24 protein-coding genes and 1 pseudogene are annotated in these 25,483 nt (G+C 39.0%); 12 read left to right on the top strand and 13 right to left on the bottom strand.

The window, feature by feature from the left end; translation table 11 throughout:
- Window positions 1-600: 600 nt before the first annotated feature.
- Window positions 601-1,458: a glycine betaine ABC transporter substrate-binding protein gene (locus tag OQE68_RS06585; protein WP_180570845.1), complete on the top strand. Its 858-nt coding sequence runs from the start codon at window positions 601-603 to the stop codon at window positions 1,456-1,458.
- A gap of 241 nt (window positions 1,459-1,699) precedes the next feature.
- Here the strand turns inward: OQE68_RS06585 and OQE68_RS06590 are convergent, their stop codons facing one another.
- The 4 genes from OQE68_RS06590 to OQE68_RS06600 all read right to left on the bottom strand — a co-directional run bounded on the left by OQE68_RS06590 (window position 1,700) and on the right by OQE68_RS06600 (window position 6,066).
- Entirely contained in the window at window positions 1,700-2,092 is a 393-nt protein-coding gene (locus OQE68_RS06590) for a YbaY family lipoprotein (protein ID WP_180570844.1), read from the bottom strand.
- Window positions 2,093-2,166: 74 nt separating this feature from the next.
- Window positions 2,167-4,140 carry a M12 family metallopeptidase gene (locus OQE68_RS06595; protein ID WP_180570843.1) on the bottom strand — a complete coding sequence of 658 codons (1,974 nt, stop codon included), beginning with the start codon at window positions 4,138-4,140 and terminating at the stop codon, window positions 2,167-2,169.
- Window positions 4,141-4,345: 205 nt separating this feature from the next.
- Window positions 4,346-4,447 (bottom strand): hypothetical protein, encoded by a 102-nt coding sequence (locus OQE68_RS30765; protein WP_353618585.1) that lies wholly within the window; start codon window positions 4,445-4,447, stop codon window positions 4,346-4,348.
- Window positions 4,448-4,455: 8 nt separating this feature from the next.
- Complete coding sequence (locus OQE68_RS06600; RefSeq protein ID WP_180570842.1) at window positions 4,456-6,066, bottom strand: BCCT family transporter; 1,611 nt, start codon at window positions 6,064-6,066, stop codon at window positions 4,456-4,458.
- A gap of 459 nt (window positions 6,067-6,525) precedes the next feature.
- On the opposite strand from OQE68_RS06600, the gene OQE68_RS06605 reads away from it, so the two are divergent.
- The 3 genes from OQE68_RS06605 to OQE68_RS06615 all read left to right on the top strand — a co-directional run bounded on the left by OQE68_RS06605 (window position 6,526) and on the right by OQE68_RS06615 (window position 8,757).
- Window positions 6,526-7,311, top strand: a complete 786-nt coding sequence (locus OQE68_RS06605) for a substrate-binding periplasmic protein (protein ID WP_180570841.1) — start codon at window positions 6,526-6,528, stop codon at window positions 7,309-7,311.
- Between the two features lie 115 nt (window positions 7,312-7,426).
- Entirely contained in the window at window positions 7,427-8,218 is a 792-nt protein-coding gene (locus tag OQE68_RS06610) for a substrate-binding periplasmic protein (protein WP_180570840.1), read from the top strand.
- Between the two features lie 26 nt (window positions 8,219-8,244).
- Window positions 8,245-8,757, top strand: coding sequence for a GNAT family N-acetyltransferase (locus OQE68_RS06615; protein ID WP_180570839.1), 513 nt, complete (start codon window positions 8,245-8,247; stop codon window positions 8,755-8,757).
- Window positions 8,758-8,863: 106 nt separating this feature from the next.
- Here the strand turns inward: OQE68_RS06615 and tesB are convergent, their stop codons facing one another.
- The 3 genes from tesB to OQE68_RS06630 are packed head-to-tail and all read right to left on the bottom strand — an operon-like array spanning window position 8,864 to window position 11,301.
- Window positions 8,864-9,721: an acyl-CoA thioesterase II gene (gene tesB / locus OQE68_RS06620; RefSeq protein ID WP_180570838.1), complete on the bottom strand. Its 858-nt coding sequence runs from the start codon at window positions 9,719-9,721 to the stop codon at window positions 8,864-8,866.
- Window positions 9,722-9,751: 30 nt separating this feature from the next.
- The gene (gene trmH, locus OQE68_RS06625; protein WP_255491042.1) at window positions 9,752-10,465 is read right to left on the bottom strand and encodes a tRNA (guanosine(18)-2'-O)-methyltransferase TrmH; all 714 of its coding nucleotides are present in this window, start codon (window positions 10,463-10,465) and stop codon (window positions 9,752-9,754) included.
- A gap of 5 nt (window positions 10,466-10,470) precedes the next feature.
- The gene (locus OQE68_RS06630) at window positions 10,471-11,301 is read right to left on the bottom strand and encodes an SDR family oxidoreductase (RefSeq protein WP_180570837.1); all 831 of its coding nucleotides are present in this window, start codon (window positions 11,299-11,301) and stop codon (window positions 10,471-10,473) included.
- A gap of 125 nt (window positions 11,302-11,426) precedes the next feature.
- Between OQE68_RS06630 and OQE68_RS06635 the strand changes: the two genes are divergently transcribed.
- From OQE68_RS06635 to OQE68_RS06645, 3 genes are all read left to right on the top strand, one after another.
- Complete coding sequence (locus OQE68_RS06635) at window positions 11,427-12,245, top strand: M90 family metallopeptidase (RefSeq protein WP_180570836.1); 819 nt, start codon at window positions 11,427-11,429, stop codon at window positions 12,243-12,245.
- Between the two features lie 67 nt (window positions 12,246-12,312).
- Complete coding sequence (locus OQE68_RS06640) at window positions 12,313-14,307, top strand: hypothetical protein (protein WP_180570835.1); 1,995 nt, start codon at window positions 12,313-12,315, stop codon at window positions 14,305-14,307.
- A 588-nt stretch (window positions 14,308-14,895) separates the two neighbouring features.
- Complete coding sequence (locus tag OQE68_RS06645) at window positions 14,896-15,252, top strand: hypothetical protein (RefSeq protein ID WP_180570834.1); 357 nt, start codon at window positions 14,896-14,898, stop codon at window positions 15,250-15,252.
- A 259-nt stretch (window positions 15,253-15,511) separates the two neighbouring features.
- Here OQE68_RS06645 and rimK read toward each other — a convergent pair whose 3' ends face one another.
- From rimK to OQE68_RS06660, 3 genes and pseudogenes are all read right to left on the bottom strand, one after another.
- Window positions 15,512-16,447, bottom strand: a complete 936-nt coding sequence (gene rimK / locus OQE68_RS06650) for a 30S ribosomal protein S6--L-glutamate ligase (RefSeq protein ID WP_219340186.1) — start codon at window positions 16,445-16,447, stop codon at window positions 15,512-15,514.
- Window positions 16,448-16,528: 81 nt separating this feature from the next.
- Window positions 16,529-16,942 (bottom strand): annotated as a pseudogene (locus tag OQE68_RS06655) (ATP-dependent zinc protease family protein); the annotation flags it as partial.
- A 236-nt stretch (window positions 16,943-17,178) separates the two neighbouring features.
- Window positions 17,179-17,532, bottom strand: a complete 354-nt coding sequence (locus OQE68_RS06660) for a MaoP family protein (RefSeq protein WP_180570832.1) — start codon at window positions 17,530-17,532, stop codon at window positions 17,179-17,181.
- 101 nt (window positions 17,533-17,633) lie between these two features.
- On the opposite strand from OQE68_RS06660, the gene OQE68_RS06665 reads away from it, so the two are divergent.
- Window positions 17,634-18,497, top strand: coding sequence for a LysR family transcriptional regulator (locus OQE68_RS06665; protein WP_180570831.1), 864 nt, complete (start codon window positions 17,634-17,636; stop codon window positions 18,495-18,497).
- Window positions 18,498-18,644: 147 nt separating this feature from the next.
- Here OQE68_RS06665 and OQE68_RS06670 read toward each other — a convergent pair whose 3' ends face one another.
- The 3 genes from OQE68_RS06670 to OQE68_RS06680 all read right to left on the bottom strand — a co-directional run bounded on the left by OQE68_RS06670 (window position 18,645) and on the right by OQE68_RS06680 (window position 21,210).
- Entirely contained in the window at window positions 18,645-19,547 is a 903-nt protein-coding gene (locus OQE68_RS06670) for a hypothetical protein (protein ID WP_180570830.1), read from the bottom strand.
- Between the two features lie 190 nt (window positions 19,548-19,737).
- A complete protein-coding gene (locus OQE68_RS06675; RefSeq protein WP_180570829.1) occupies window positions 19,738-20,511 on the bottom strand; it encodes a ferredoxin--NADP reductase in 774 nt (257 codons plus the stop codon).
- A gap of 138 nt (window positions 20,512-20,649) precedes the next feature.
- Window positions 20,650-21,210 carry a hypothetical protein gene (locus tag OQE68_RS06680; RefSeq protein WP_180570828.1) on the bottom strand — a complete coding sequence of 187 codons (561 nt, stop codon included), beginning with the start codon at window positions 21,208-21,210 and terminating at the stop codon, window positions 20,650-20,652.
- 486 nt (window positions 21,211-21,696) lie between these two features.
- Between OQE68_RS06680 and OQE68_RS06685 the strand changes: the two genes are divergently transcribed.
- The 4 genes from OQE68_RS06685 (at window position 21,697) to OQE68_RS06700 (ending at window position 25,111) form a co-directional block, all read left to right on the top strand.
- The gene (locus OQE68_RS06685; protein ID WP_180570827.1) at window positions 21,697-22,620 is read left to right on the top strand and encodes a phosphatidate cytidylyltransferase; all 924 of its coding nucleotides are present in this window, start codon (window positions 21,697-21,699) and stop codon (window positions 22,618-22,620) included.
- Window positions 22,621-22,656: 36 nt separating this feature from the next.
- On the top strand, window positions 22,657-23,301 hold the full coding sequence (locus OQE68_RS06690) for a lysophospholipid acyltransferase family protein (protein WP_180570826.1): 645 nt from the start codon (window positions 22,657-22,659) through the stop codon (window positions 23,299-23,301).
- Between the two features lie 333 nt (window positions 23,302-23,634).
- Entirely contained in the window at window positions 23,635-24,375 is a 741-nt protein-coding gene (locus OQE68_RS06695) for a substrate-binding periplasmic protein (protein ID WP_180570825.1), read from the top strand.
- A 145-nt stretch (window positions 24,376-24,520) separates the two neighbouring features.
- Window positions 24,521-25,111 carry a thymidine kinase gene (locus tag OQE68_RS06700; protein ID WP_180570824.1) on the top strand — a complete coding sequence of 197 codons (591 nt, stop codon included), beginning with the start codon at window positions 24,521-24,523 and terminating at the stop codon, window positions 25,109-25,111.
- Window positions 25,112-25,483 lie beyond the last annotated feature (372 nt).

A 25,483-nucleotide genomic window follows, 5' to 3' on the forward strand; every position in this document is an offset into this window, starting at 1 on the left:
TATTTTTTACAAAGAAAAAATATTGTAGATTTTGATAGTATCACTTAATTAATTTTTCCTTGATTTTAGTATATTAAGAGCCCATGACTTAGCTTTTCGACAAGCCACCAGCAGGCCTTCAAAGCAACGCCTTGATTGCAAATTTACCAAAAGGCCAGAGACAGCAAACAAGTATTATAGCTGCCCTTAAGACTATTCAGTTTTAGTCAAAGTGATTTGTAAAATTTTGAATAGGCAGATTATGCTTGTTACAAATGCGTAACAAGCCATTATTTTAGTGAAACATGAAATTTTAAATGAATAGTGAAGTTCTTTATAACAATATTAAACAATCAATTAAAAACTAACTGTAATTGCACACAAACAAAGTAATGCATTACGACGGAAATTTTTCACATTATTTTTTATTATTTTCACCACGAGTTGGCAAAACTCACTTCCATCCCCAACCCACGCTACCTATACCTATATCAAAACCCACCGATAACGATCACTTATCGGAAGGCATAGGAGTGAACTTTAAGTTTGATTAAAAGTGAAATCTATAGGCTACATTTAGTATTAACTACGTATGATCTGATGATAATTGCAAGTATTTCGATGATGCTCAAAAGTACAGTTAATATTTTAGCTAATTTAATTCTATTTGTTAGCCTTTTAATAGGTTGCAGTGATAATAAGCTGGATTCTCAGCAATCGACGACAAAAAAAACAAAAGAAAAGATAGTCTTAGCATATGCTGAGTGGACAGATGCTATTGTAACCACTCATGTCATGAAGCTTATCCTAGAAACCCATGGTTACGAGGTGTCTATAGTGTCTGCCAGTATTGACAAAGTATGGACTATGGTTGCGTCAGGAGAAGCAGATGCTATGGTTACTGCTTGGTTACCGTCTACCCACAAGGCTTATCTAGAGCAATTTCAAGAAAAAATTGAAAACTTGGGACCAAATTTGTCAGGAACTCGCTTAGGACTAGTTGTTCCTGTTTATGTTAAAATTAGTTCTATAACAGAGCTAAATAATGCCTCAGATCAATTCAATGGCATTATACATGGAATTGAGCCAACTGCTGGGTTAATGAAACTAACCAATCAAGCAATCAAAGACTATCAACTTAATTATCAAGTTGTTTCAAATACCAGTGCAAGTATGCTCAATAAACTTGAACAAAGCATCGATCAGAAATCATATATTGTGATCACTGGCTGGACACCACACTGGAAGTTTGCCAAGTTCGAGTTAAAGTACTTGGCAGATCCAAAACAAGTATTTGGCAAACAAGAATTTATTCACTCTATTGCTAACAAAAAGTTTTTAGTAAATAATCCAAAAGCAAGCAAAATCATTGATGATTTTGAGTGGACAACCAGTGATATTGCTCAAGTCATGGTATGGATGAACAAAGGCATGCCCCCTAAAGATGCTGCTTTTAAATGGCAAAGTAGTAGAAAATAATATTTTCTGTCTTCGTTATACCATAACATATGCACTACTGCAGCAGTGTTTAAAACTCAACTAGGGTTCTGAGAGTTACTCAATGCTCCCAACATGAATGTAACTGAGAACTTATATCGAGTTTTGTGCTGATCGGTAGGGGACAAGGCTTTACTAAGCTCAACGCGGTGCGGGGGGAATCGAGTAACTTCGGAGGAGAGTGTAATTCATTTAAATTACACTCTCGCTTAGACAATTGTAATTATTTTACAAAATCTAATTTTAAATCAACTCTGTCTTGCGTCTCTTTTGTAAATGCTGGCTGAACTGATGTATTAAGGAACCAGTTTTTACCATCAACCTTGATAAATGCTTCTACTTCGTAATTATTTGATGGTTTGATGTATTTAAGGTCCACTGGTAACTGATAAAAGCCAGGCTGGCTTGATACTTTCATGCTTTGTTCTGAGATAACTTTACTCTTAGCGTCTCTTATTGATACATCGATTAGCCTAACTTTAAACGTTGCATTTTCTGGTAACGCAACAGTTTCTGAATAGTTAACTGTGCCTGCAATATGCACTTGCTTAAGCTCTGCTGCAACGGCAACCGCCTGAATCGACAAACCAAATAAAATTAATATTAATTGTTTCATTAGGTTCACTGTTTTCTCTATGGGTGTAAATTTAAAAGGGGTGTAAATACACCCCTTGCTGTTTTTTTGATTTTTTATTGCTTTTTGCGAACTTCAATAGACGAGATAGTGTCGTTTATACCGTACTGAACAAAACAGCTAGTATCTGAAGAGCGAGACGTTTTCCAGCCGCTGAATTGGTCATGTTGGTAAAGTACAACTTCATATCCAGCACTTACTTTTAGTGATGAGATATCGTCATTTTTCATTCCCAATGCTTGCAACTGCTTTAAGTTGTAACGGCCAGGCTTTAAGCTAACTTTATAGCCACCAAAACTACAGTGCTTGTAAACCTCTGCTACTGAAGAAACAGTTTGTACAGGTTCTTGTCCTAACTTCCACTGCTGATTGTTGTAGCCGTGTTTTGGCCATATACCAACATGGGCACCTTGACCATAGGGGTGCGAGTAAAAGACATCTAATACAGAGTAACTGCTACTTGCATTTTTGATGAATTTTCCATCTACTTCCCATTTTTGGCTGCTTTGGCCATTACAGTTGTTTAATGCCGTTAGATTTTGCTTTTGTGAATTTACATCCAAACATAGTGAAGTGGTTTGTCTAGGACGGATGGTGCCATCACTAAACGTTGCCCACTGTTGGCTGTATTGAGTTTTACAAGGTTGTACTACAACTGATGCAGCTGCTTTTGCACTTCCACCTTTAATATCCAAGCACAGGTTTTTGTTGCTTTCTGTGATAAACGGTTTATAGCTGCTTGTTCTAGTCGCATTAGTATTGGTTGTAGGTTTCGTCGTAGTTGTTGTGGTAGTAGTAGTAGTAGTAGTAGTTGTGGGGGTTACTGTTACTTTTTTGGGGGTAACGTTCAGCACAAAACTACGCTTTGTTGAATACCCGTGGCCATCAACTACTTCAATTGAAACGGTTGCCTTTCCAGCTGACGCTTGTTGTCTAGTTTGCAACATAATTAAGCGTTCGTTGTTATCACGCCCAGGTTTTAATGATATGTCATAGTTAGACAAGATAGCTTGGTTGTTTGACTGGGCCGTTACCTTAAGTTGTCCTGCTTCAGTTTCACCATCACTAATACGAACTCTAAGTCCATAATTGCTACCCGCTACTAAGGAAGTTGAGCTGGCAGATAATGATAAAGATGGAGCGGTATTTGTTACTTTAGACTCTGGCTTTCCATATGCCGACTGCAATGCTTTTATGTCACCTTCACTGAGTTTTTCCCTTTGGCCAATCACACGCTGGTATTTAGAGTCATTAGTCGACATTGATCTACCACCACCATAATGCATGATAGAGTGGTAATCGTAACCATAGCTGCCGTGTTTAAGTGAATATTCCCCTAGCTTCCTATATTGGCTTTTCCAGTCATCTGAAATGTTATTCCAGTGGATAGTGACATAGTCATCTCGGTCATATCTTGTTTGTTCATGCATAAAACCAAGGGCATGCATTAACTCGTGGGCTGTTGTACCAAGTGCATAACCATCAGTGTAGGAGAGAGGCTGGCGACCACCTGTTTTACCTAGCAATGAATAAGCGCCACCATCCTCAAAAATATAGATGTAGTCGTTTTCTGACGTTCGCTCAACAAACTTAATGTTGGCGGCTTCTTCAATCCACTTCATCCCTGTTTTCATTTTTTCACGAAGATGTTTTGGGTATTCTGAAGCAAATTGGTAAGGCACAATACCACCTGGCCAAGTTGTCTTGCCCCCCCAAGAGCTACGTGCAATGAAAGCGCCATCTTGCTCATATATATCAGGTGTATCAGACTCACTCGCTTTTCTCACTACCAGTGGTTCGATTCCATAGGTTTGCACGTCTTCTTCACTACCAACTAGTATGTCACCTTGAACAAGGGCTTTGCCGTTAATTGTCTGAACGGTTGCTGCTTCCCCTGTTTCTTGAAAGTAGGACTGAACTGTTTTTTCGAATTTATCTGCATTCGCATCAAGCTCACTATAGGCAGAAGCCGTTCCTGCTGTTACTGATATTGCTGCCGCTAATGCCGTTAATGAATGCTTGAAGTTCATGGCTTTAATTCTCCGCTGTATAAAAAAGTGATCGAATAATAACCATAAACGAACGTTGGTTTTTGCTGCTGTTCACAAAACAATCAGACATTTATCATGCTTAACTTTTTTTGTGACAGACTTTTTGGTTTACTGTGAAACAAGTTAATTCAATAAAGAAGTAAATATCACAAATAGTGATAACTACCTTTCTTTTTCTATTGTATTAACTCAACTGATATGACAGCTTAATGTCCTTGATACTGAATAGCCCGCTTGCTCCAGGTGGCACTTCTTGTACTTTGCCACCAGCTTTCAAGAATGCCACGGTTTAACTTAAGGGCACCTCTCATAACTGTAACAGCTAGCAGACTCAGAAATAGTCTCTTTTGGTTTAGCGCCTGACTCTTGTAGTATTACCTCAACGGTTTTATGTCCATAATCAGTTTTCAGCCACTTGATAAAGCCATAAATCATATAGCCAAGAATAAAGCTTAAAGGAATAGAAGTTACTATGGCACAGGTTTTAATGGTATTTAAAGGTGCATTGATAAACAACATTGCCAATGGCACAGCAGCCAGCATAATACACCAAAACAATCTATTAATAGGCGAAGGGTCTTCCCCCTCATTCAAGCCTCGGGTAACAGTAGAAGCCATAGTAAATGCTGCAGAATCTAAAGTAGTGGCTAAAAATAATATAGAAATTGCAGCAAACAGCACTATAAATATTTCACTCATAGGTAACGTGTTTAGTAACTGCACAATAGCGAGATTTCCTTGACCTGCCGCAACCATGCCTACCACATCAACCACGCCATTGATATTGGCATGCAGTGAAAAATTCCCAATTATCCCAAAGAAAAAGAAGCAGCCAGCACTACCGCTTACTAACATATTCGTAATCACCGCTCGTATAGTGCGCCCTTTGGAAACTTTAGTAATAAATAAGGCAACGAATGGCGTATAGGTAATCCAATAGAGCCAGTAAAAAATTGTCCAGCCTTCCGGAAAACCATTATTTTCAACTGGATCAGTCCAAAGGCTCATTTTAATAAAGTTCTGAAACATTGTGCCCAAGCCATTTACAGTAGACTTAGTTATAAATAACGTAGGCCCAATAATAAAAACCGCAAGGCAAAAGCCAAGAGCAAGATAGGTATTCATGCTACTAATGCGAGCCATCCCCTTAGCAATACCAATATATGAACTAAAGGAAAAAATCGCTGATATAAACAGAATAATCCCTAGGTTCACCCCAAAACTCGGCTTAATGCCCACAATAGAAGACAATATTTCTGCCACCATCGGTACAGAAACCCCTAGCGTTATAGATAGTCCACCAAAACAAGTAAAAATAAAGATCGTGTCAATTAGCCGATATAGACTTCGCCACATAGGAGTTGTTTTTTTGTTCCCCCTAATTGCAGAGCAAACTGCCGACAAGCTCAAACCAGGATTTTTTCGCACATGAAAGTGATATGCAACAGGTAACGCTGCTACACAATAAGTAGACCAAGCACTAACCCCCCAGTGAAATAGATTATAAGCCGTGCTAATTTCATAGGCCTCTGTTGTGCCTTTTTCAATACCTAATGGTGGTGATGTAAAATAATAAGCCCACTCAGCAAATGCCCAGTAAACAGTTGCTGAGCCCAAGCCTGCACAAATCATCATTGCCACCCAGCTAAAGGTAGAGTATTCAGGTTTAGCACTACCTAAGCGTATATTACCATATTTACTAAAACCAAGTATGACAAGAAATACGACAGCTGAAAATACAGCAAGTAATATTGGCGCGCCAAAAATCATGGTGAATAAATTAAAAATATAATTTGCTCTTGATTTACCAAACTCAGGAAACAAAGTAAGGGTAATTACAATAGTACTAACAGTAATCAGGCTAATGGCTAGTAATAATACATCTAATTTTTTTGTTTTTATCATAAGTCTCTCCTTCTTGTGCTGAAGCTTTCAACACAAGACTAAAAGGATCACATCAGCTTAAGGGCAGCCAGCCCAAATATTTCATCAAACCACAGAAAACATCCATATAACTCAGTAAAACTAAAACAATAGTTGTACATTGGCCCACTGGAAGAAATGGTAGACACAATTAGCCAATGCTTAGCATGGGATCACTAAAAAAGCCCTTGGCACTAAATCAGACTAAACATTAGTTCATTGTAAACTCCTTATTTATGTCTATTGTTTTTAGAATACCGCAGATTGTATGACAACATACAATAAATGTTAAGCAAATTTTTACAGAATGTAAGTCAATGAAAGCAAGTGAAAGCCTCCAAGTCATGCCAGCATTAAGCCGCTTTGGCAACTTAATAGAAATGATTACAGCCCCTGTATCTATACTAAGTGCTAACGCACTGGAGAGTTTGAGAGTGCAATGTGCAGTTATTAATAATGATTGTCTTTAGTGCTCTTTGGGTGATATACCCAGGAGTAAATGCTAGTGAAACGGTACGCCTTACTAATGGTGAGTGGCCACCGTTCATGTCAGAGCACTATAAAAATTATGGTGCAGCCTCTGATATTGTTACTCAAGCATTCAAACTCCAAGGCATAGCAGTGCAATATGGTTTTTTCCTTTGGGATAAGTCCCTTAAGCTCGCGCAAACAGGCCAGTGGGATGGATCACTAGTATGGACTTGGAATAAAGAGCGAGAAAAACACTTCTTATATAGCGATCCTGTTATTACTTTGCGAACGGTTTTTTTTCATCGGGTTGATACCGTTTTTGATTGGAAAGACTGGAACGACTTACAAGGTAAAACGGTTGGTGCAACAAAGGGTTACTACTACGGTAAAAATTTCAAGCATGCAGAGGAACAAGGTATTATTACTGTAATACGTCAACCGACTGATATAGCTAATTTAAAAAAACTACTGCTTAGAAAAATTGATCTATTTGTGATTGATACAGAAATCGGTTATGAAATATTAAATGTGCGTTTTCCAGTAGGCATAAAAAATCTAATAACCAACCATCCGTTACCTATCAGAGAAACCAGTTTTCACCTTATTATTTCTAGAAAAATCAATAGGGGAGCTGATTTAATATCAGCGTTTAACACTGGCCTAAATCAATTAAATAAGAATGGACAGTATGAGCAAATATTAGACAACGTTATTATGGGAATATATCGGCCAGCATCAAATAATGATTCTAATTGATCTATATCACCTTCATCTCTACGCTATATTTTGTGGGTAGTAGTTTCAAATAGCCTATACTTTATTCACCACATAGGCTGTTCATCAATATTGGTACCATTATTAAGAGCAGAACATGATATTATGTAGTCTATTTAGAACCAAAACTACTACGCTCATTTTTTTCTCCTGTTGGTGTAGCTTATTTGCTCAAGCTGAAGAAGTTATTCGAATCACCAATGGTGAATGGCCACCCTTTATGTCCCAAGACTACCTTAATTATGGTGCAGGCTCGCATATTGTGTCAGCCGCATTTGCCTTGGAAAACATCAAAGTTATCTATGGTTTTTACCCCTGGAAAAGAGCAATGAAAGAAGCAAGTGAGGGCAAATGGGATGCGACCCTACTATGGGGAAAAAATGAAGAACGGCAACAGTATTTTCTATACAGTGACCCTGTTTTAACCCTTCGAACTGTTTTTTTTCATAGAAAAGATATGCCTTTTAACTGGAAAAACTGGGATGATCTAAAAGGATATAAAGTTGGCGTTACTCGTGGATACTACTATGGGGAAGGTTTAAAAAAATCTATCGAGAAGAATATTTTTGAAGTTGATATTGGCAATACAGATGTAATTAATTTACACAAGTTACTAGCAAAACGAATTCAGTTATTTGTAATAGAGCCTGAAGTTGGCTATGAACTATTAGCGGAACATTTTACCGATGCAAGTACAGAATTACTCACCAACCATCCTAGGCCATTACGAGAAACGCAGTGGCATTTATTAATATCGAAAAAAAGCCCTAAAGCACAGTATTGGTTAGAAAAATTTAATAAAGGGCTTAAGGTATTGACTCTTAATGGTAAGCTTGATCAAATCATGGAAGACGTATTGTTAGGAAAATATCGCCCTGACAATAAATAATCAAACAATAAACTTTTCATTTAATTATGACTCTTAACATTACAACCCCAAGGTTACATATCCGCTGGTTAACAGAAAACGATGCTACATTTATCTATCGACTATATAACACTGAACTTTTTCTGAAGTTTGTAGGAGATAAGCAACTTCATTCAGTTGAAGCAGCTAGAGAATATCTGTTAAACGGCCCTATTGCTATGTATCAACGCATTGGCATCGGGCTTTATATGGTAGAAACACTTAAAGAAAATACCCCCATTGGTATTTGTGGTTTAATTAAAAGGGACTTTCTTGATGATATTGATATTGGCTACGGGTTTCTTCCTGAATACTTTAACCATGGCTATGCCTATGAGGCAGCTAAAGCAGTTATTGACCATGCCCAAAATACATTAAAACTTAAACGGCTAGTCGCCATTAGCTCACCTGATAACCAAGCCTCTATTAAACTACTTAACAAGCTTGGGCTAATATTTGAAAAAAACATTCAAGAAACCAAAAACTCCCCCATTACCAGCCTATTTGGGGTGCACTTTTGAAAAAATCGCTGACAATAATAATCCCCAAAGCTATTCCAACTTAACAAGAATAGCTTTAGCCAGACGAAGAGAACAAAACCTAAAAATGATTCGCGACGGGTATACTTTAATGCTGCCGAATCAACCCTTCCTGAATGGTTGACGCAACCAGTTCACCTGCCTGGTTAAAAAACTGCCCCCTCACCAAGCCTCTAGCCCCTGAGGCAGATGGACTATCAATGGAGTATAACAACCATTCATCAAAACGAAATTTACGATGAAACCACATCGCATGATCAATTGTCGCTACCTGCATATTAGGCTGCCAGAAAGACACACCATGGGGCAATAATGCCGTGGTGACAAAGCTAAAATCAGAGGCATAAGCAAGCAAATATTTATGCACCCTTGGGTCGTCAGGCATTTTACTGATCGCTTTAAACCACACCTGATGCCTAGCTTCTCGTTTTTCCGGCGCTAAATAATTAATAGGCGTCACAGGACGAATTTCTATTGGCTGATCACAGGTGAATTTATCTCGTAAGCTTGCAGGAATTTTTTCCTTACAACGACGAGCCATTTCCAGTTCTGACATCAACCCATCCGGAGAAGCCACATCAGGCATTGGCATTTGGTGCTCAAAGCCTTTTTCTTCTATCTGAAACGAAGCCGACATATTAAAAATAGGGCGACCTTTTTGAATAGCCACCACTCGTCGGGTAGTAAAGCTTTTACCATCGCGAATACAATCAACATCATAAATAATCGGCTTTGATGCATCACCAGGGCGCAAGAAATAACTGTGAAAAGAATGCACCGAGCGGCTTTCTGGCACAGTTTGTTTGGCTGCAGATAGCGCCTGCCCCATGACTTGGCCACCAAATACATTAGGAAAACCTAAGTCCTGGCTCTGGCCACGAAACAAAGTTTCTTCTATTTTTTCTAACTTTAATAAATTTAATAAGTTCTCAAGTACATTACTCATACTGATACCAGCTATCAACTTTATGATTAGTTATTTATCTTTTACCTTTGCATACCAGTCGGACGGGTTAATCAATACTCCCTGCCCGTCTAACTCAGGATAAGCCAGTCCTCGTTGATCACAATACTCAGCTAGCTCAGGATACGCCCACTGAAATAAAGTCTGCTGGTAAACACCCTGGTTTAACCTAGCTTGCTCATATAGACCCGCTTGCTCCCGCTGGCGCTGTGCTTCAGCCAAAATTACTGCAGCAGCAACTGATACATTAAAAGAGCCCACCATACCTTGCATTGGAATAGTAATATGCTGATCAACCAGGGCTGCGGCAGCAGAACTTACCCCTTTTTTTTCAGCCCCTAACAACACGGCACAAGGCCGACAATAGTCAACATCTCGAAAGTTAACCGCCTGCTCAGAAAAGTGTGCAGCATAGATAGCATACCCCTGCTGTTGTAGTTGCGTAATAGCATCCGTTACTTCATCATACAAGTTAACCTGCACCCAGCGCTGACTTCCACAAGCACGACCGCGAAAATCTCGATAACCTTCTTTAGGCTGGGTAACATGAACTTCATGAATCCCTACCGCATCACAGGTCCTGATAATGGCAGATAAGTTATGGGGTTTATGCACCTGATCTGTTAACACGGTTAAGTCAGGTTGACGCAAATTTAATGTTTGTTGATATTTTTGATAACGTTCTGGTGTCATAAGGTCGTAGTAGTTACTGCAAAATAGTAACATTTTACTTACCGCTGTCCATTTACACCACTCATTTTCAATGCAATATAACGCTCAAATAAAGAAGGAAAGAGCCGATATAAAACCCGCGCACTTTTATTGAGATTAGATAAAACCAATAACCGCTTACGCTGCAATGCTCCCTGATAAATCGCTTCGGCCACATCAACAGCCGAAGACAGCTGCCCCTGCCAAGAAAAAGGATTAGCATCAATCCCACCATCACCTTGCAAAGCATTACGATTTAAGTCTGTAGCTGTAAACCCAGGGCAGACCAGCATAACATCCACTCCTTGCTCAGCCACCTCTAACCGCAAACAATCAAATAAACCATGCAATGCATGTTTACTAGCGTTATAGCCACTGCGATGCCACAAAGGGGCATATCCAGACACACTACTCATGGTAATTAACTGACCATGCCTTTCAAGTATGCTGGGCAGTGCTGCTTTGGTACAATGAACGGCCCCAAAGTAGTTAACCTCCATCACTCGTCGTAACACTTGAATATCAGTATCAGCAAAGGCGCTATGGTGAGTGATACCTGCATTATTAATCAACACATCAATACCTGAGAAATGGTCAACAATACGATTAAAGACCTCATGCACTGACTGATAATCAGCAACATCGCACTTTAGACCTAATGCTTGAGTATTGAGGCTTTCTAAATGATTGACCATGGTATCCAGCTCATCCTGGTTTAAGTCCAGCATAGCCACCCAAGCCCCCGCTTTAGCAAACCGCAAGCAGAGTTGTCTGCCAATTCCTGCACATGCCCCTGTAACAACCACTACTTTGTTACGAAAATGCCCCATTGGATTTGTCATAGTTATCATTTTTATTTTTCATCAAGCTTAATATGAGACTAGCAATATCTGTTAGCCTTTTAAAAGTCAAAAAACACCCCATCTTCTTATCTATACCTGAACCAGAGATACCAAGTAGTGCTATAGGAGCCAATATGCTACTAGGTTTTACCCTTGCTTCACTGCTACTTATTGGTGGATTAAGTTATTATTTACTAATTTATCCTCGCCAAAAGATTAAAAAAATTATCAGCCAGCCATTCCCTCCTCAATGGCAGCAATATCTACAGGAAAATGTTTCGTTTTACCAACAATTACCTGATCCGATTAAACAACGCTTACATCAGTTAATTTTACTGTTTGTAGCACAAAAAAAATTTTATGGTTGCGCCGACCTAACCATTACCGATGAGATAAAAGTTACCATTGCAGCACAAGCTTGCTTATTAGTCGTTGGCCGTCCTGATAACTGGTATGACAAACTACAATCTATCCTAGTTTATCCTGGTTCATTTCAATTGCATGGAGAAAATACTGATGATATTCATCATGCTTCTCCAGAAATAAGGCTGGGTGAATCCTGGCAGAATGGCCGTATTATTTTGTCCTGGCATGATGTAAAGTTCGGTGGTTTATATCCTGATGACGGTCATAATGTGACTTTTCATGAATTTGCTCATCAACTGGATACAGCTGATGGTTATGCTGACGGCCTACCACAACTGGCAATCAATCAGTCGTATAATGTCTGGACTCAAGTATTTGCTGAAGAGTTTCACCGTTTAAGAACAAATGCACTAAACGGCAACAATAGTGTAATGGATTACTATGGCGCTACTAACCCTGCTGAGTTTTTTGCAGTGGCTACAGAGACCTTTTTTGAAAAGCCTCATGCTATGGCCCATGAACAACCTGAGTTATTTGAGCAATTAACTGAGTTCTATAAGTTGGACCCAAGGGAGTGGCAGCATTAACTATCCCCTAATATTCTATATCTAAACGAGTGGCGTCTCTAATAACTCTCACACAATGGATGTGTTTATGTTGCCAATTACCCGTGTCGTTCTATTTAAACATGGTGTTGCCTACTATCAACATGATGGTCAGGTGACAGACAATGAAATAATTCAACTATCGTTTAAACAGGAACAAATGAATGATGTGCTTAAAAGCCTGACCACACTTGATTTTAACGATGGTACTTTTGGCGCGCTGTCATACGATAGCGAAGAACCTATTGATAAACGCTTAGCAGAATTCAATATTAAAATACCCAAAAAAGGCGCAATTACCAGCTTATTAGATCAACTGAAAGGAGTTAAAGTTAAACTTAACCATGACAATCAAGCTATTACCGGTTCAATCATTGGTATCGAAGAGCTACCCATTGCCAATGACAACAATCTGTCAGCTCCTTATTTAGCTATTTATACCTTAGCCAAAGGTATTGTTCATTACCGTTTATCAGCATTATCTGAAATCACGATTGAAGACCACTCAGTTCAAGAAGAACTTAATTCATTGCTGGATATTTTTGCTGCCAGTTTAAATAAGGGTCAAAAGCGCTTATCCATTTATACTGTGGGTAAAGGTAAGCGGAAGATATCAATTGCTTATGTCGTGGCCGCACCGGTTTGGAAAACTTCTTACCGATTGGTATTACCAGACAGCCAGTCAAATACAGCCAACGCTAACAACTCAGAAAAACAATTGGCTATTTTACAAGGCTGGGCCTTAATTGATAATACAACAGATGAAGACTGGCGTAATATTAAACTTTCATTAGTAGCAGGATTACCTATTTCTTTTATTCATGATCTTTACACACCAAGGTTTCGCCAGCGCCCTGAAATTGCTGTTGAGCAAGCCCCTGTCACCGCTCCCCCTATAGTAGAAAGGGGCTACCAGACAATCCTTGACGAACCAGAAGCCATGCTTGACCTGGCAGAGTCAGATACCGAAGTATTCGCTGCAGCAGCTGCGGAGCCTATCACAGTAGGTGCAGCACCTACACCCTTAAGTAGAGCGAAAGCCTTTGAGCAGTCTATTAATATACAAACACAACACCAAGAAATGGGGGATTTATTTTCTTATGACATCACCCAGCCTGTCGATGTTGAGCGTGGCCGATCAGCATTAGTACCAATTTTACAGACCAATATGGCAGTAAATAAAATATTGTTTTTTAATGCAGATATTCGAGACATCAATCCAATGTCCAGTGTTTTCTTGCAAAATAGATCAGAGCTTACGTTGGAAGGCGGCCCAATTACTGTTTTTGAAGGTGATAATTACGTTGGTGAAGCCATGCTAGGCACTATGAAAACTGATAGCGAGCAAGTAATTCCTTATTCAGTAGAACTCGGCGTTACTATTAGAAAAAAAATTACCACCAGCGAACGTTTTTATACTCAAGCAACTAATAAACAACAACTTATTATCAGGCACTATCGTGAAGAGTATATGACTGAATATACGGTAGCTTCAACATTAAATGAAGCAGCCACTCTCTATTTAGACCACCCATTTAGTTATGAATTAAACGAAGATACTGATGACTTAATTGAAACCACAGACAACTACTGGCGCTTTCATATTCCCCTACCCGCTAAACAACAAATAAACTATCAAGTGGTTGAAGTTAAACGTAGTTATGATGCTATCCAAATTCCTAATATAGCCTATCAAGAAATTCAGGCTATGAATCAATTAAAACTAATCTCAAGCGAAATAAAACAACAACTGGAGGTTATCGCCAATTTATCCGCCGAAAAAACCAGTTTAGTACAACAACACAAACAGCAACTAAATCAACTAAAGAAAATTGAAAAAGGTCAGGATAGAATAAGAAAAAATATTGAAGCACTAGGAAGTACCCCAGAAGAATCACAGTTAAGACAACGCTACGTCAAAACCTTAAGTAACGAAGAAGATCAACTTGAAAAACTATCTCAGGAAATGAATAAACTTGATAAAGCAGTCAACAATAAATCCACTGAAATTGAGCAGGCGATAGAGGAGTTGAGGTTTGGTTAAGCGTCATAATTATTTTTTAATCAGTTATACAAATAATACCACCAAGGCTTTAAAAATAGCAGCCGCTACTTAGCTTGATAAGCATCCAGGATTTGAGACATGTACTAGCCAAAATATGATATAATACGCAACCACTCAAAAACGAAGAATCGCTAAAATAGCAAATGAATATTCCGCTTCTGATATCTAAACTTTAAAGGACCTGGATGTTGTACAAAAGCGGCCTGGAATATATATTAGCGATACTGATAATGACTCTGGTTTACTTCAGATGTTATGGGAAGGGTTTAGTGATAGCCTTGACCAATTCTTAGTAGGTAAATGTACAACTATTTCAGTCATCATCCACTCTGACAATTTGATACTTGAGAGGAAAGGAGTGACATTTGTACTTGACGCAAACATAACCATACAAAAGTGCAGGGAGATCGCCTCCATCAAAGTAAATACTTATTTCAATATTTTATTGCTCTATATCAAATGTAAATTCTTTGTATTTGCTGTTTTTTTTTGATATAAGGCTTAACAAATTCAAATATAGCAAAGCTAATTTGGGTTTGAATTCTATTTTTTTAACAGGAAATATACATGAAAATTAAACGGATATTAAAACCGGTTTTTGCATCTTTAACAGGCGGAATGCTTCTTGTCGCAAATGCCTTTGCCTCCCAGTGTGCCGGTCCTAACATCAATGGGTGGAATACTGGTGTTGTCAATCACTTTTCGGGATCTTTTATTGAAAAAAATGACAGAAACTGGGTAGAAAACAATTCAGATGGCCGCCATACTTACTACGAAACAGCTCGGGATGAGTGGTCAGTCTATCTGAAAAGGTCCGACAATTACTATGATTTACAACTAGACCTTCATCGTTGTGGTGTCTACTTCAAGCGACCATCCGATGCAAACTATGAACTCCTCTACAAAATTAAAAGCGCCCACTAGGAATCTAGTAATTAATCCAACCGAATCTTCCTAAAAGCCTGGCTGTAGAATGGCTGCATCCGGTTTAAAGTACCACTGTTAAAAGTGCGTCTCCTCGGTGAGCATGAATCAGCAAAAATATTTTATATTAGTACGCCCAGCTACCGAGGAGACACGTTTGAGTTTATATATAATTTAATACATTGTTGATAAGGGATTATTTGGTAGGGCTATTAATCTAGCCCCAAGAAATCCATTTTGAACCTTAGAGGTTTTCTAATTACACCTGCTCAGTTTCCAGGTTATTTGTGGCTACTGCTTCTGGCATTGCCGGTTTCCAATTTAATTTCTTTTCGATGGCGCGGATCATTTCGCCAGCAATATCTCTTCCTGTAGCGGTTTCAATGCCTTCAAGCCCTGGCGATGAATTGACTTCTAAAAGCAATGGACCTTTATCAGATCGAATAATATCAACACCTGCCACTTTTAAGCCTAGGGTTTTCGATGCTTTTATTGCTAGCTTTTTCTCTTCAGCAGTTACCTTCACCACTGAGGCTGTACCTCCCTGATGAATATTAGCTCTAAACTCACCAGGTGATGCCTGGCGTTCAATGCTAGCAACGACTTTACCATCAATTACAAAACAACGTAAATCTTTCCCTCTGGCTTCTTTAATAAATTCCTGCACTAGCAAATTTGCTCTTAGTGATTTAAAAGCATTAATCACACTTTCTGCGGCTTTTTTAGTTTCAGCCAATACGACACCTCGCCCTTGAGCCCCTTCTAATAATTTTACAATTAAGGGCGCTCCACCAACCATTTCAATCAGATCATTAGTATCCATGGGAGAATTGGCAAAACCTGTGGTAGGAATATCTAAACCATTTTTTAACAACAGTTGTAGTGAATACAACTTATCTCTGGATTGAGCAATAGCTTCAGCCGAATTCAACGTATAAGTATCCAAGCTTTCAAAATGCCGGGTTAACGCACAACCATAAAAGGTAACACTGGGTTTTATTCTGGGAATAACTGCATCAAGGCTACTCAGTAAATGACCTCCCCGATAATGTACTTCAGGATTTTCTGCATCAAGCTTCATATAACACTGCTTGATATTAAGAAAGATCATTTCATGGCCACGTTCTTCCCCTGCTTCCATTAAGCGACGGTTACTGTATAAGTCTGGGTTGCTGGCTAACAGGCCAATTTTCAATCCACTCGTCTGGTTTGAGGTAGATCCATAATACTCATTCAGCTTATCTTGATTTAACTCCCCCAAACAAAAGCTACTAGATGGATCAACCAGCATTCTGCCAATCATGGCTTCCCGGCCCAATAGCATCCGATACCCCATTGAGTCTCGGTTAGCCAGTGTTAATTCGATAGGCCACTGTTGGCCATTAAGATTTAATGTTGTTTGTATTACATAACGTTTTTCACTGATGCCAGTGGAGCTTTTTACTGAACGGCGGTCTACGGCCTTCGCTTCACATCGTATAGTTACTTTACGGTTATTTTGCAGTGGATGTACTTCAAAGCTAACCCAAAGCTCAGTCCCTTTTCTAAAGGTATTTATATTAAACGCATGTAGTGAAGAGGTTTTAGCACCGGAGTCAACACGCGCCTTAACTGCCGGAATGTGAATGTCAGGAAAGCTGCACCATTCTTCACTTCCGACAATCAATTTGTTGAATTCTCCATTTGTCATCTTTAAATGGTCTCCAGTGATTTGCTCTTCATGTAAAAATTTTAATAAAGAAAACCAGTGCTTGATCACAAGCACTGGTTTAATGATAAACGATAGAACAGAGCTGAATGCTAGCCCAAGAAGGGGAAAGAATACAACATATATAGCTTGGTCAATTAGTATTGCCACACACTATTTTTTAATAGTGGCTGTTTACGTAATCACTTAGTTACGTAACCACTTAGTTACATAAACACTTAGCCATACTCTTCAACACTATCGTAGTAAGACCGGCTGTAATCACAATAGTGCACTGAGCTAACTATTGGAATATCTCTGGTCTTATTTAAATACTTAAGCCACGTTTTCTCATAAAACGTTTCTGGTTGCCTAAGGCCACTGATTACCTCTATCAAAGCCTGCTCCTGCTCAGTTTGAGGCTCTCTTATACCTGCAGTCAGGTCATTCAGGCTTCGACCATAATAGCTTAGAAAGTCAGCCTCACTAACCGAGAAATCACCACAGCGATGAAAACCATGGAAGTAGTTTACATCGTCAAACCACGCAGCATTGCTGCGAAAAAAACCTGTAAGATCATATTGTCCTTTCATGCCACACTACCCATAAGTAAGACATACCCACTACAATGACTTTTTAATCACTAATAGAAATTCTGTAAAATGAAATTTTTTTCTCGTCAGGAGTAAAATTTGTGGATACAGAGCTGCTCAGAACCTTTCTTGAAGTACAGAAAACTCGCCACTTTGGCAAAGCAGCAGAAAACCTCTATTTAACTCAGTCTGCGGTTAGTGCCAGAATAAGACAGTTAGAGGTACACCTTGGAGTACCTCTATTCAGCCGTCATCGCCATAACTTAAAGCTCACGCCTGGTGGTGAAAGACTATTACCACATGCCGAAGCAGTGCTGACTGCCTGGGAAAGAGCCAAGCAAGTTGCAGTGATCAACGAAACCCAGCAAGCACAGATTGCCATTGGAGCTACACCCAATATATGGGATATCCTCTTACATGAAAGCATCAACCAAGTGTTTGGTAGCACTCCTAGTTTAGCTATTCGTGCAGAAAGCTTGAGTACTGAGATAATTCCAAGGCGCCTATTAGAACGGTCACTGGACCTGGCCATCATTCTCGACCCGCCCAAAGTTGATGAGCTATCGTATGAAATGCTAGCAAGCTTAGAGCTGATGTTAGTAGGAAACAAGGTTGCCTACCAAGATGGCAACCCTCAAATAAACCGTTGGATTATGATGGACTGGGGAGTACGCTTTGGTATCGAGCTTAGTAAACAGTTAACTAATCCTCCTCCTATCCTCCACACCAACAACACTCGTATTGCATTAGACTTTTTATTAACCAGTGGGGGCTGTGTTTATTTACCAATCAGTTTAGTCAGTCAACATATTGAATCTGGCGCTATTAAGGTGTTTAAAAATGCCCCGGTTATTACCAGGCATATATACGCCGCCTGGCACCTTTCTTCAGACTATCTAGAACAAATTGAACAGTTGACCAAACAAATTAAAAGATATATTTGCGCGTCTGAGACAAAAAAGTGACTTAACAACAAAAGTCACTTTTTTAACCCACAATCTTTGCGAATAACTTTTACACTTAAACATGATTCATGATCGGTGTCTATTTTTATTATTTTTTATAACCAAAACAAATCGTTACTGTTCAATAAATTTACAGATCAATAAAATTTAATTACAAACTATCCCAGGCATAACCCATTTATTTTCAGTGCCATCCGGATTTTGTTTACATAAGCCTTTAGCAAACAGGTTTTCTAGGTGATAGCCAAAGCTAGTATACTCAACCAAGTTTTGAGTATACTGCTGTGTTTGATTACCATAGCGCCCCAACTCTCCCAGCATAATAGAGAAATTAAAGTCAGTTTGCCCTTCTACAAATTGCTGATCTGCCTCTTGTAAATTAATTGTTATCGGCCCACGAGGCCCTGGCACAGAAACATTTAAATATTCAACATCATATTTTCCATCAAAAAACTTCACTTCTTGATTAAGTTCTGTTGGCGAAAGGAAAGTCATTGCCGTTTTATAGTCTGTTACCTCAAATGTTTGAGAGGTAACGCCACGGTTAACGGTAATTTTTCCGGGAAGGATATCATGTAAGGCTCGCATTACTGCTTGCTCTTCGTCAGTAACGCTGCCACTACTCGCTACTTCTGGCAATGATTTATCACTAAAACGCTGATATGACTCTTTTACCATACCAATAAAAAAGGTAACGGTTTCTTTTCTGGCAATCTCGTGAGCTTGCTCTTCAGTAAAACGTCTAGACATAAGCAAAGATGCTTTTTGTCCATAGTAAAAACTTACTAAACTTTGAGTAACTGTAAATACAGCTGCATTACTAGAGTTCTTACTATTACCACCTTGTCTTATTTTTTCTCCATTGCCATAATCAAAAATAGTACTTAAATCAAATCGACCATTTTCTTCGTTGGTTTTTGTTCTGCCGTTCCATTGAAATAAGTCGTGTGAAGCAAGCCCCATTACCCCTATATCTAAAACCCGAATTGGCTCTTGAGCAAAGCCAGTAGAGCAAAGAAAGGTGGCTAAAAATGCAAGTTTTTTTTTCATTTTATAAACCTGTATTCCTTGGTGATTAAAATTAGGCCACCTTTGAAGGACGCACTTCTTAAAGGTGGTATTAATTAAGGAAACCAAGCTTATAAAAAATGATTCTCATTTACAACAAATAAATGTAACTAAGTGTATCTAGTAAATTGCGCTAAATTACGACCAAAACAAAGGGCATTAATAGGTAATGTTAATTTGTTGATAGGACATACTTCTCACGTCTTACTTGCTTTACAGAAAACCCTTCCTTTACTTGTAACTGTGTAGCCGCTTCATCAATCATTGCCGGATTGCCGCACAAAAACACAATGGTTTCTTCTGAATTCAATTTCAGTTCTGGTAGCAGTGTTTGTACATAGCCTTTTTTTTGATTATAGCAGTCATTTAAATGCAAATACTCACCATCAACAAACAACTGATCAGATATTTCCCGACTAAAACAAACCCAATAATGTACATTGCTAAACTCTGCTGCCAGCTCTGTAAACTCTTGGTGATAAAATAAATGGACCGGCGTTCTAATACCCATAACCACATCAATTTGATATGCTTGCTGCGCCAATTGGCGAAGTTCTGGAAGCATCGCTCTATAAGGAGCAATACCGGTGCCAGTACCTACCAATACAATACGTTTAGGTGGCTGCTCTGGTAATATCAATCTACCATAGGGCCCAGCCATTTCTAATTGATCACCTGGCTGCATATTGGTTAAATATTGACTGGCTCGCCCTCCTTCAACTAAGGCGACTGATATTTCCAATAATCCTTGATGTTGTGCCAATACTGGTGTTGAAGCTATGCTATAACTTCTCTTAAGAATTCGTTGCTGCCAAGGAATTTGCAGTGAAATAAATTGCCCAGCAATAAATTGGAAGTTTTTATCTGGGAGTGAAAAGCGGAAGCCAACTACATTTTCAGCAAGTTCATATTGCTCTACCAACGTCATCTGATAAGTTGGTCCCATTATTAGCCTCCCTTTCCTGACTTATTCAGTCTTCACCGTATATACTCCTCGCTTATGTTACCCTTCGCTGTGAGTATATACCGCTTATTTTATACCTAAAAATGAGTCGTGATGGATATATCTTACCGTTAAATAACCTCATATGCTATTTTTGCGGCTGCTATCGAAAGATAAATGGTGTTCTTCCAAACTGCGCAACATCTTTGCCAGACAAAAGCGAATGGGTCTAACCAGCTCTAAATAAGCTTTACTAAAGCATTGCTCAGTCATTAGCTGCTGTTTTTTAGCACAGATTAAATAATGACACCCTTCATCAAACAGTAATACCATTCGAATTAACTGCCAAACTGTTGGATCATTCCAAGGAATATCTACCATTTTTTTCTGTTTTGATAAAAATTTTAGCCAGTTAAGCATTTCATTTTGGTAGTGATTTTTGATTTGACTGACATAATGATTAAGTAAATGATGCTTTTCTTCTAGAAGCTTATTCCATTCCTGACGCAGTTCATTTTGAATTATTATTTTTGCTCGATTATTAGGTGCTTGATGAGTATGACGCAAAATATCTGCAAGATAACTGACATCAGGCCGGTGCCGTGCAGCTTCTGGGTGAAAGAACTGTTTATAACCTAATGATGTTGATAGTTGAACAACACCAAAGAAAGGCTTATCTGAAGTTGGACTGACATCTAACATCCTTCATGATCTCCACTCATTCCTCTTTTCTTTATTTTCCAGCTCACATAATTATTAGAAACATTTTTATGGTAATATTCATAGCGATCATCATACCCCTTATACTAACCCTAGGTTATCAGGCCGCTGTAGATAAAAGCCGGTAGTAAAAATTTGTGGTACTAATATTTTCAGCATTCTGCCACTCCACTACTGCCGTTTATAGGAGCTAGCTCACAGCAAGCTGAGTCTTTACAATTCAATTTAAAAATTATGTTTGTTTCGACGTTTCCCCTTAGAGAGCCATCAACTACTGCTTACTCATATAGCTTATTAGTCCTGCTGAAAAATCAGTCAGCCCTCAGCACTATACTCACAGTGAAGCGTATATGTGGTGAGCCTTTTAGTATTATGTAGTTATACTTCACTAACTGTGTTTATTAGGGCAACAAACCTATACTATAGTTCACTTGGTTTTCCCTAAGTGTTCAACCTGGAGCAAACTTTATGTCGTTACCCCCTGTTATCCTACAGGTATTTGCAGGCATTTATGGGTTATTAACCCTTGCATCTCTTGTCTGCTATGGGCTCAGCTTGAGGCAAAGAGATGTTACAGAGCTTAAACAACGAATCGTGTCCTGGTGGGTAATGGTGTCGGTTATTTTAGCCTCCTTTGCTCTAGGCGAAGGCTTTACTATTGCCACAATTGGCGTATTAAGCTATCTGGCCTTTAAAGAGTTTGTTTCAATAATCCCTACCCGTCGGACAGACCATCGGCCAATTTTTTGGGCCTATATCGCTATTCCCATCCAGTTTTACTGGATCTATATCGGTTGGTACGGCATGTTTATTATTTTTATTCCGCTGTATATGATGCTGTTTATCCCCATGAGAATGGTGCTCATAGGTAATACCAAACAGTTCACTGTCGCCGCTAGCACGATTAACTGGTTATTGCTGCTCACCGTTTTTTCTTTAGGCCACATGGCTTTTTTAATTCAGTTGCCTGCCAATGAAGGCGTACCATCAGGCTTAGGACTAGTCTTATTTTTATTGTTACTTACCCAGTTTAATGATGTTGCTCAGTTCACTTTTGGTAAGCTCTTTGGCAAAAACAAAGTACTAGCGACAGTAAGCCCTAAAAAAACAGTTGAAGGTTTGTTAGGGGGTATATTGGCAACAACCCTACTAGCTGTACTGATTGCCCCACTATTAACCCCTTTAAATCTAACGTATAGCATTTGTGCTGGTTTGCTAATCAGTCTCTTTGGATTTATTGGCGATGTTTCGATTTCTGCAGTAAAGCGAGATTTAGGGATTAAAGATGCCGGTTCTATGATACCTGGCCATGGCGGTGTTTTAGATCGTGTTGATAGCTTAACCTTCACTGCTCCTTTATTTTTCCATTTCATTCGTTATTTACATTATTAACCAATCAATCTTTTAAAAAACCGGAAATATCTACTAATGAAAAACTGGCTAAAAATTCTATTTTTTGCATTACTGGTCAGGCCAATTGTATTTTTCATTATAGGCCTTAATGTTCATCACAAAAAAAATCTGCCAGATGAAGGTTCCGCCATTCTAGCAGCCAATCATAATAGCCATTTGGATACACTGGTGTTAATGAGTTTATTTCCTCTTACACAGCTATACCGCTTACGTCCTGTTGCAGCTGCTGATTATTTTATGAAAAATCGCTGGGTTCGCTGGTTTTCGTTACGAGTTTTAAATATCATCCCCCTTCATCGAGACGGCTCTATTCCTAAAGAATCTATATTAAGCGAGTGCCATCAAGCATTAGCCGATGGTGATATTTTAATCCTGTTTCCCGAGGGCAGCCGTGGCAAGCCTGAACAGCTAGGAGAGTTCAAAAAAGGAATTTTTCATCTGGCCAATGCCCATCCAACTGCCAAGGTTATCCCTGTTTTTACCTATGGCTTAGGTAAGTCACTTCCTAAAGGGGAAAAGCTGCTGGTGCCTTTCTTTAGCGATGTAGTCATTGGGTCTCCGCTTGATCAGCATGACGACAGCCAGACATTCATGACAGCGCTGAACCAACAAATGCAACAGCTTTCAAAGCAAGTTAATACGGGGCGAATTCTAGACTAGTGGCACATAAAGTAAGCTAAAACCAGGAAGTACACACCCACCATAGGACATGCTTTCAACAAGCCACCAGCATGTCTACACAATGCCTTGATTGCTAATCTACCAAAAGGCTAGAGGCAGCAAACAACTATTAGAGCTGCCCCATAAGTGCTGCTTATCAGCAACTTGCATTTTTCATCAGTAGAATTTATTTTACTGCCTATTTTTCAATTATGTTTCGGCAACTACTTACAAAAATAGGTGGGTTTCACAATTTATAAGTGATCCATTTAATATAAAATTGTTCAAAATTTAACCATACAGACAAGTTGTTACGTTTCGAGGAATACATTAATGAAGTTTGACCGTTGTATCGCAGTTTTATTCGCCATTGTTGCTTTAACATCAAACATATCATCCGCTCAATCAATCCACTTGGTGACAGAGCCTTTCCCTCCTTTAAATATGACTATCACGGATAGCACCTACGGTCGCAACCAAAAAGTGACTGGCTTTGCCACAGAGATTGTTCGCGAAGTATTCAATCGTACCAGCAGCGACCTGGAAATCACTTTATATGCATCCTGGGATCGAGGCTTTAATAAAGCATTAACCAAACAAAATTACGGTATTTATTCCACATTCAGAACCCCTGAACGTGAGAGTAAATTCAAATGGGTAGGCCCTTTATTTATGGAAGATTGGATTATTTTAGCCAACCCTGAAAGCAACATTAAAATCAGCAAATTGGAAGACTTAAATAAATATCGCGTCGGTAGTTTTGAGTCTGACCCAATTAGCGACTACTTGAAAGACAAGGGCGTTAAAATAGAAACTGCAGAAAACGATGTAGTTAATGCAACTAAGTTAAAGCTCAAAAAAATAGATTTATGGGCAACTAGCTCGCTATCAGGGCCATATATCGCCAAACGTCACCAGCTTAATTTAACAAATGTGTACACATTTAACTCAAATGGTTTATGGCTAGCCATGAACAAAAACACTGATGATCAAACCATCCAACAGTTAAACGCTTCGTTAAAGCAAATGCAAAATAGAGGTGAAGTGAAAAAGATTATTAGCCAATATAAATAGTTGGTAACAGCCACTCACTGACGAGTAATCCATCTCTATGGATTGTTAAAAGCCATTGCAACTGCAATGGCTTTTTAGTTTTGCCTCTATGGTTTGCAAAAGGTATATTGTGCTCCATTATTCAAAATACCAGGCTTAAAACACAGTGGCACAACTTTACTTCTACTACTCCACCATGAATGCAGGCAAGTCCACTTCTTTACTGCAATCAGCCTATAACTACAAAGAGCGCGGGATGAATGCCCTTTTATTCACTGCTGCTATCGATGACCGCTATACAGTAGGTACCATTACCTCAAGAATCGGCTTACAAGCTCCAGCACAACTATTTAGCGAGTCTAGCAATTTGCTGACAGAAGTGGCCAACTTACACAATCAGGAAGCCATAGACTGTGTGTTATTAGATGAAGCCCAGTTCTTAACTCGCGAGCAAGTTCAACAGCTGTGTCAGGTAGTAGATCAGCTCAATATTCCAGTCCTGTGTTATGGGTTAAGAACTGACTTTCAGGGGGAGTTATTTGAGGGCAGCCGATATCTACTAGCTTGGGCTGAAAAGCTTTCTGAGCTAAAAACAGTGTGTCATTGCGGCAGTAAAGCCATAATGGTAGTTCGCACCGGCGCAGATGGACAAGTTATCACCGAAGGTTCACAAGTAGAAATTGGCGGTAATGAGCGCTATGTTTCTTTATGTCGCCAGCATTTTCATCAAGCGCAGCAAACCAAGTCGATTAATTAATTAGCCGGCCTGATACACACCTGTCACTGTGTATCAAAAGGCCCTTTCTACCCATTTATTCCTGGCTGCTTGGTACGACCTTTTTATAGGTACTCATCCACCCTCTGTCCGTTTCCTTCATTTCTGGATACAGACATAAGTAGCCACCTTTTTCCTTGGCGGATAACATGAAACCTGAAATATTTATTTTTGTTGTGAATATAGCAGTTTATAGGCATTTGGATAGTTTAGATTATCAGGCAGAGTTTTTTCTTATCATTATCCATCCGGTTCTTTATAGCTTTATTTTAACTTTTTATTGAAATTTAAGCCTTTTTTATTTCAGCCTTATGGAACAGTAAAAACATTAGATACGTACTTTTTTACGTCTAA

This window comes from Spartinivicinus marinus (assembly GCF_026309355.1).
Classification (GTDB): Bacteria; Pseudomonadota; Gammaproteobacteria; order Pseudomonadales; family Zooshikellaceae; genus Spartinivicinus; species Spartinivicinus marinus.

Bases quoted from the DNA above. Each gene is read 5' to 3' on its own strand.
- OQE68_RS06615 (WP_180570839.1), top strand. From the start codon at position 8,245: ATGACTCTTAACATTACAACCCCAAGGTTACATATCCGCTGGTTAACA.
- OQE68_RS06695 (WP_180570825.1), top strand. From the start codon at position 23,635: ATGAAGTTTGACCGTTGTATCGCAGTTTTATTCGCCATTGTTGCTTTA.
- OQE68_RS06680 (WP_180570828.1), bottom strand. From the start codon at position 21,210: ATGTTAGATGTCAGTCCAACTTCAGATAAGCCTTTCTTTGGTGTTGTT.
- OQE68_RS06610 (WP_180570840.1), top strand. From the start codon at position 7,427: ATGATATTATGTAGTCTATTTAGAACCAAAACTACTACGCTCATTTTT.
- OQE68_RS06630 (WP_180570837.1), bottom strand. From the start codon at position 11,301: ATGATAACTATGACAAATCCAATGGGGCATTTTCGTAACAAAGTAGTG.
- OQE68_RS06690 (WP_180570826.1), top strand. From the start codon at position 22,657: ATGAAAAACTGGCTAAAAATTCTATTTTTTGCATTACTGGTCAGGCCA.
- OQE68_RS06645 (WP_180570834.1), top strand. From the start codon at position 14,896: ATGAAAATTAAACGGATATTAAAACCGGTTTTTGCATCTTTAACAGGC.
- OQE68_RS06685 (WP_180570827.1), top strand. From the start codon at position 21,697: ATGTCGTTACCCCCTGTTATCCTACAGGTATTTGCAGGCATTTATGGG.
- OQE68_RS06595 (WP_180570843.1), bottom strand. From the start codon at position 4,140: ATGAACTTCAAGCATTCATTAACGGCATTAGCGGCAGCAATATCAGTA.
- tesB (WP_180570838.1), bottom strand. From the start codon at position 9,721: ATGAGTAATGTACTTGAGAACTTATTAAATTTATTAAAGTTAGAAAAA.
- OQE68_RS06670 (WP_180570830.1), bottom strand. From the start codon at position 19,547: ATGAAAAAAAAACTTGCATTTTTAGCCACCTTTCTTTGCTCTACTGGC.
- trmH (WP_255491042.1), bottom strand. From the start codon at position 10,465: ATGTTACTATTTTGCAGTAACTACTACGACCTTATGACACCAGAACGT.
- OQE68_RS06600 (WP_180570842.1), bottom strand. From the start codon at position 6,066: ATGATAAAAACAAAAAAATTAGATGTATTATTACTAGCCATTAGCCTG.
- OQE68_RS06660 (WP_180570832.1), bottom strand. From the start codon at position 17,532: ATGAAAGGACAATATGATCTTACAGGTTTTTTTCGCAGCAATGCTGCG.
- OQE68_RS06675 (WP_180570829.1), bottom strand. From the start codon at position 20,511: ATGGGACCAACTTATCAGATGACGTTGGTAGAGCAATATGAACTTGCT.
- OQE68_RS06640 (WP_180570835.1), top strand. From the start codon at position 12,313: ATGTTGCCAATTACCCGTGTCGTTCTATTTAAACATGGTGTTGCCTAC.
- OQE68_RS06585 (WP_180570845.1), top strand. From the start codon at position 601: ATGATGCTCAAAAGTACAGTTAATATTTTAGCTAATTTAATTCTATTT.
- OQE68_RS06635 (WP_180570836.1), top strand. From the start codon at position 11,427: ATGCTACTAGGTTTTACCCTTGCTTCACTGCTACTTATTGGTGGATTA.
- OQE68_RS06590 (WP_180570844.1), bottom strand. From the start codon at position 2,092: ATGAAACAATTAATATTAATTTTATTTGGTTTGTCGATTCAGGCGGTT.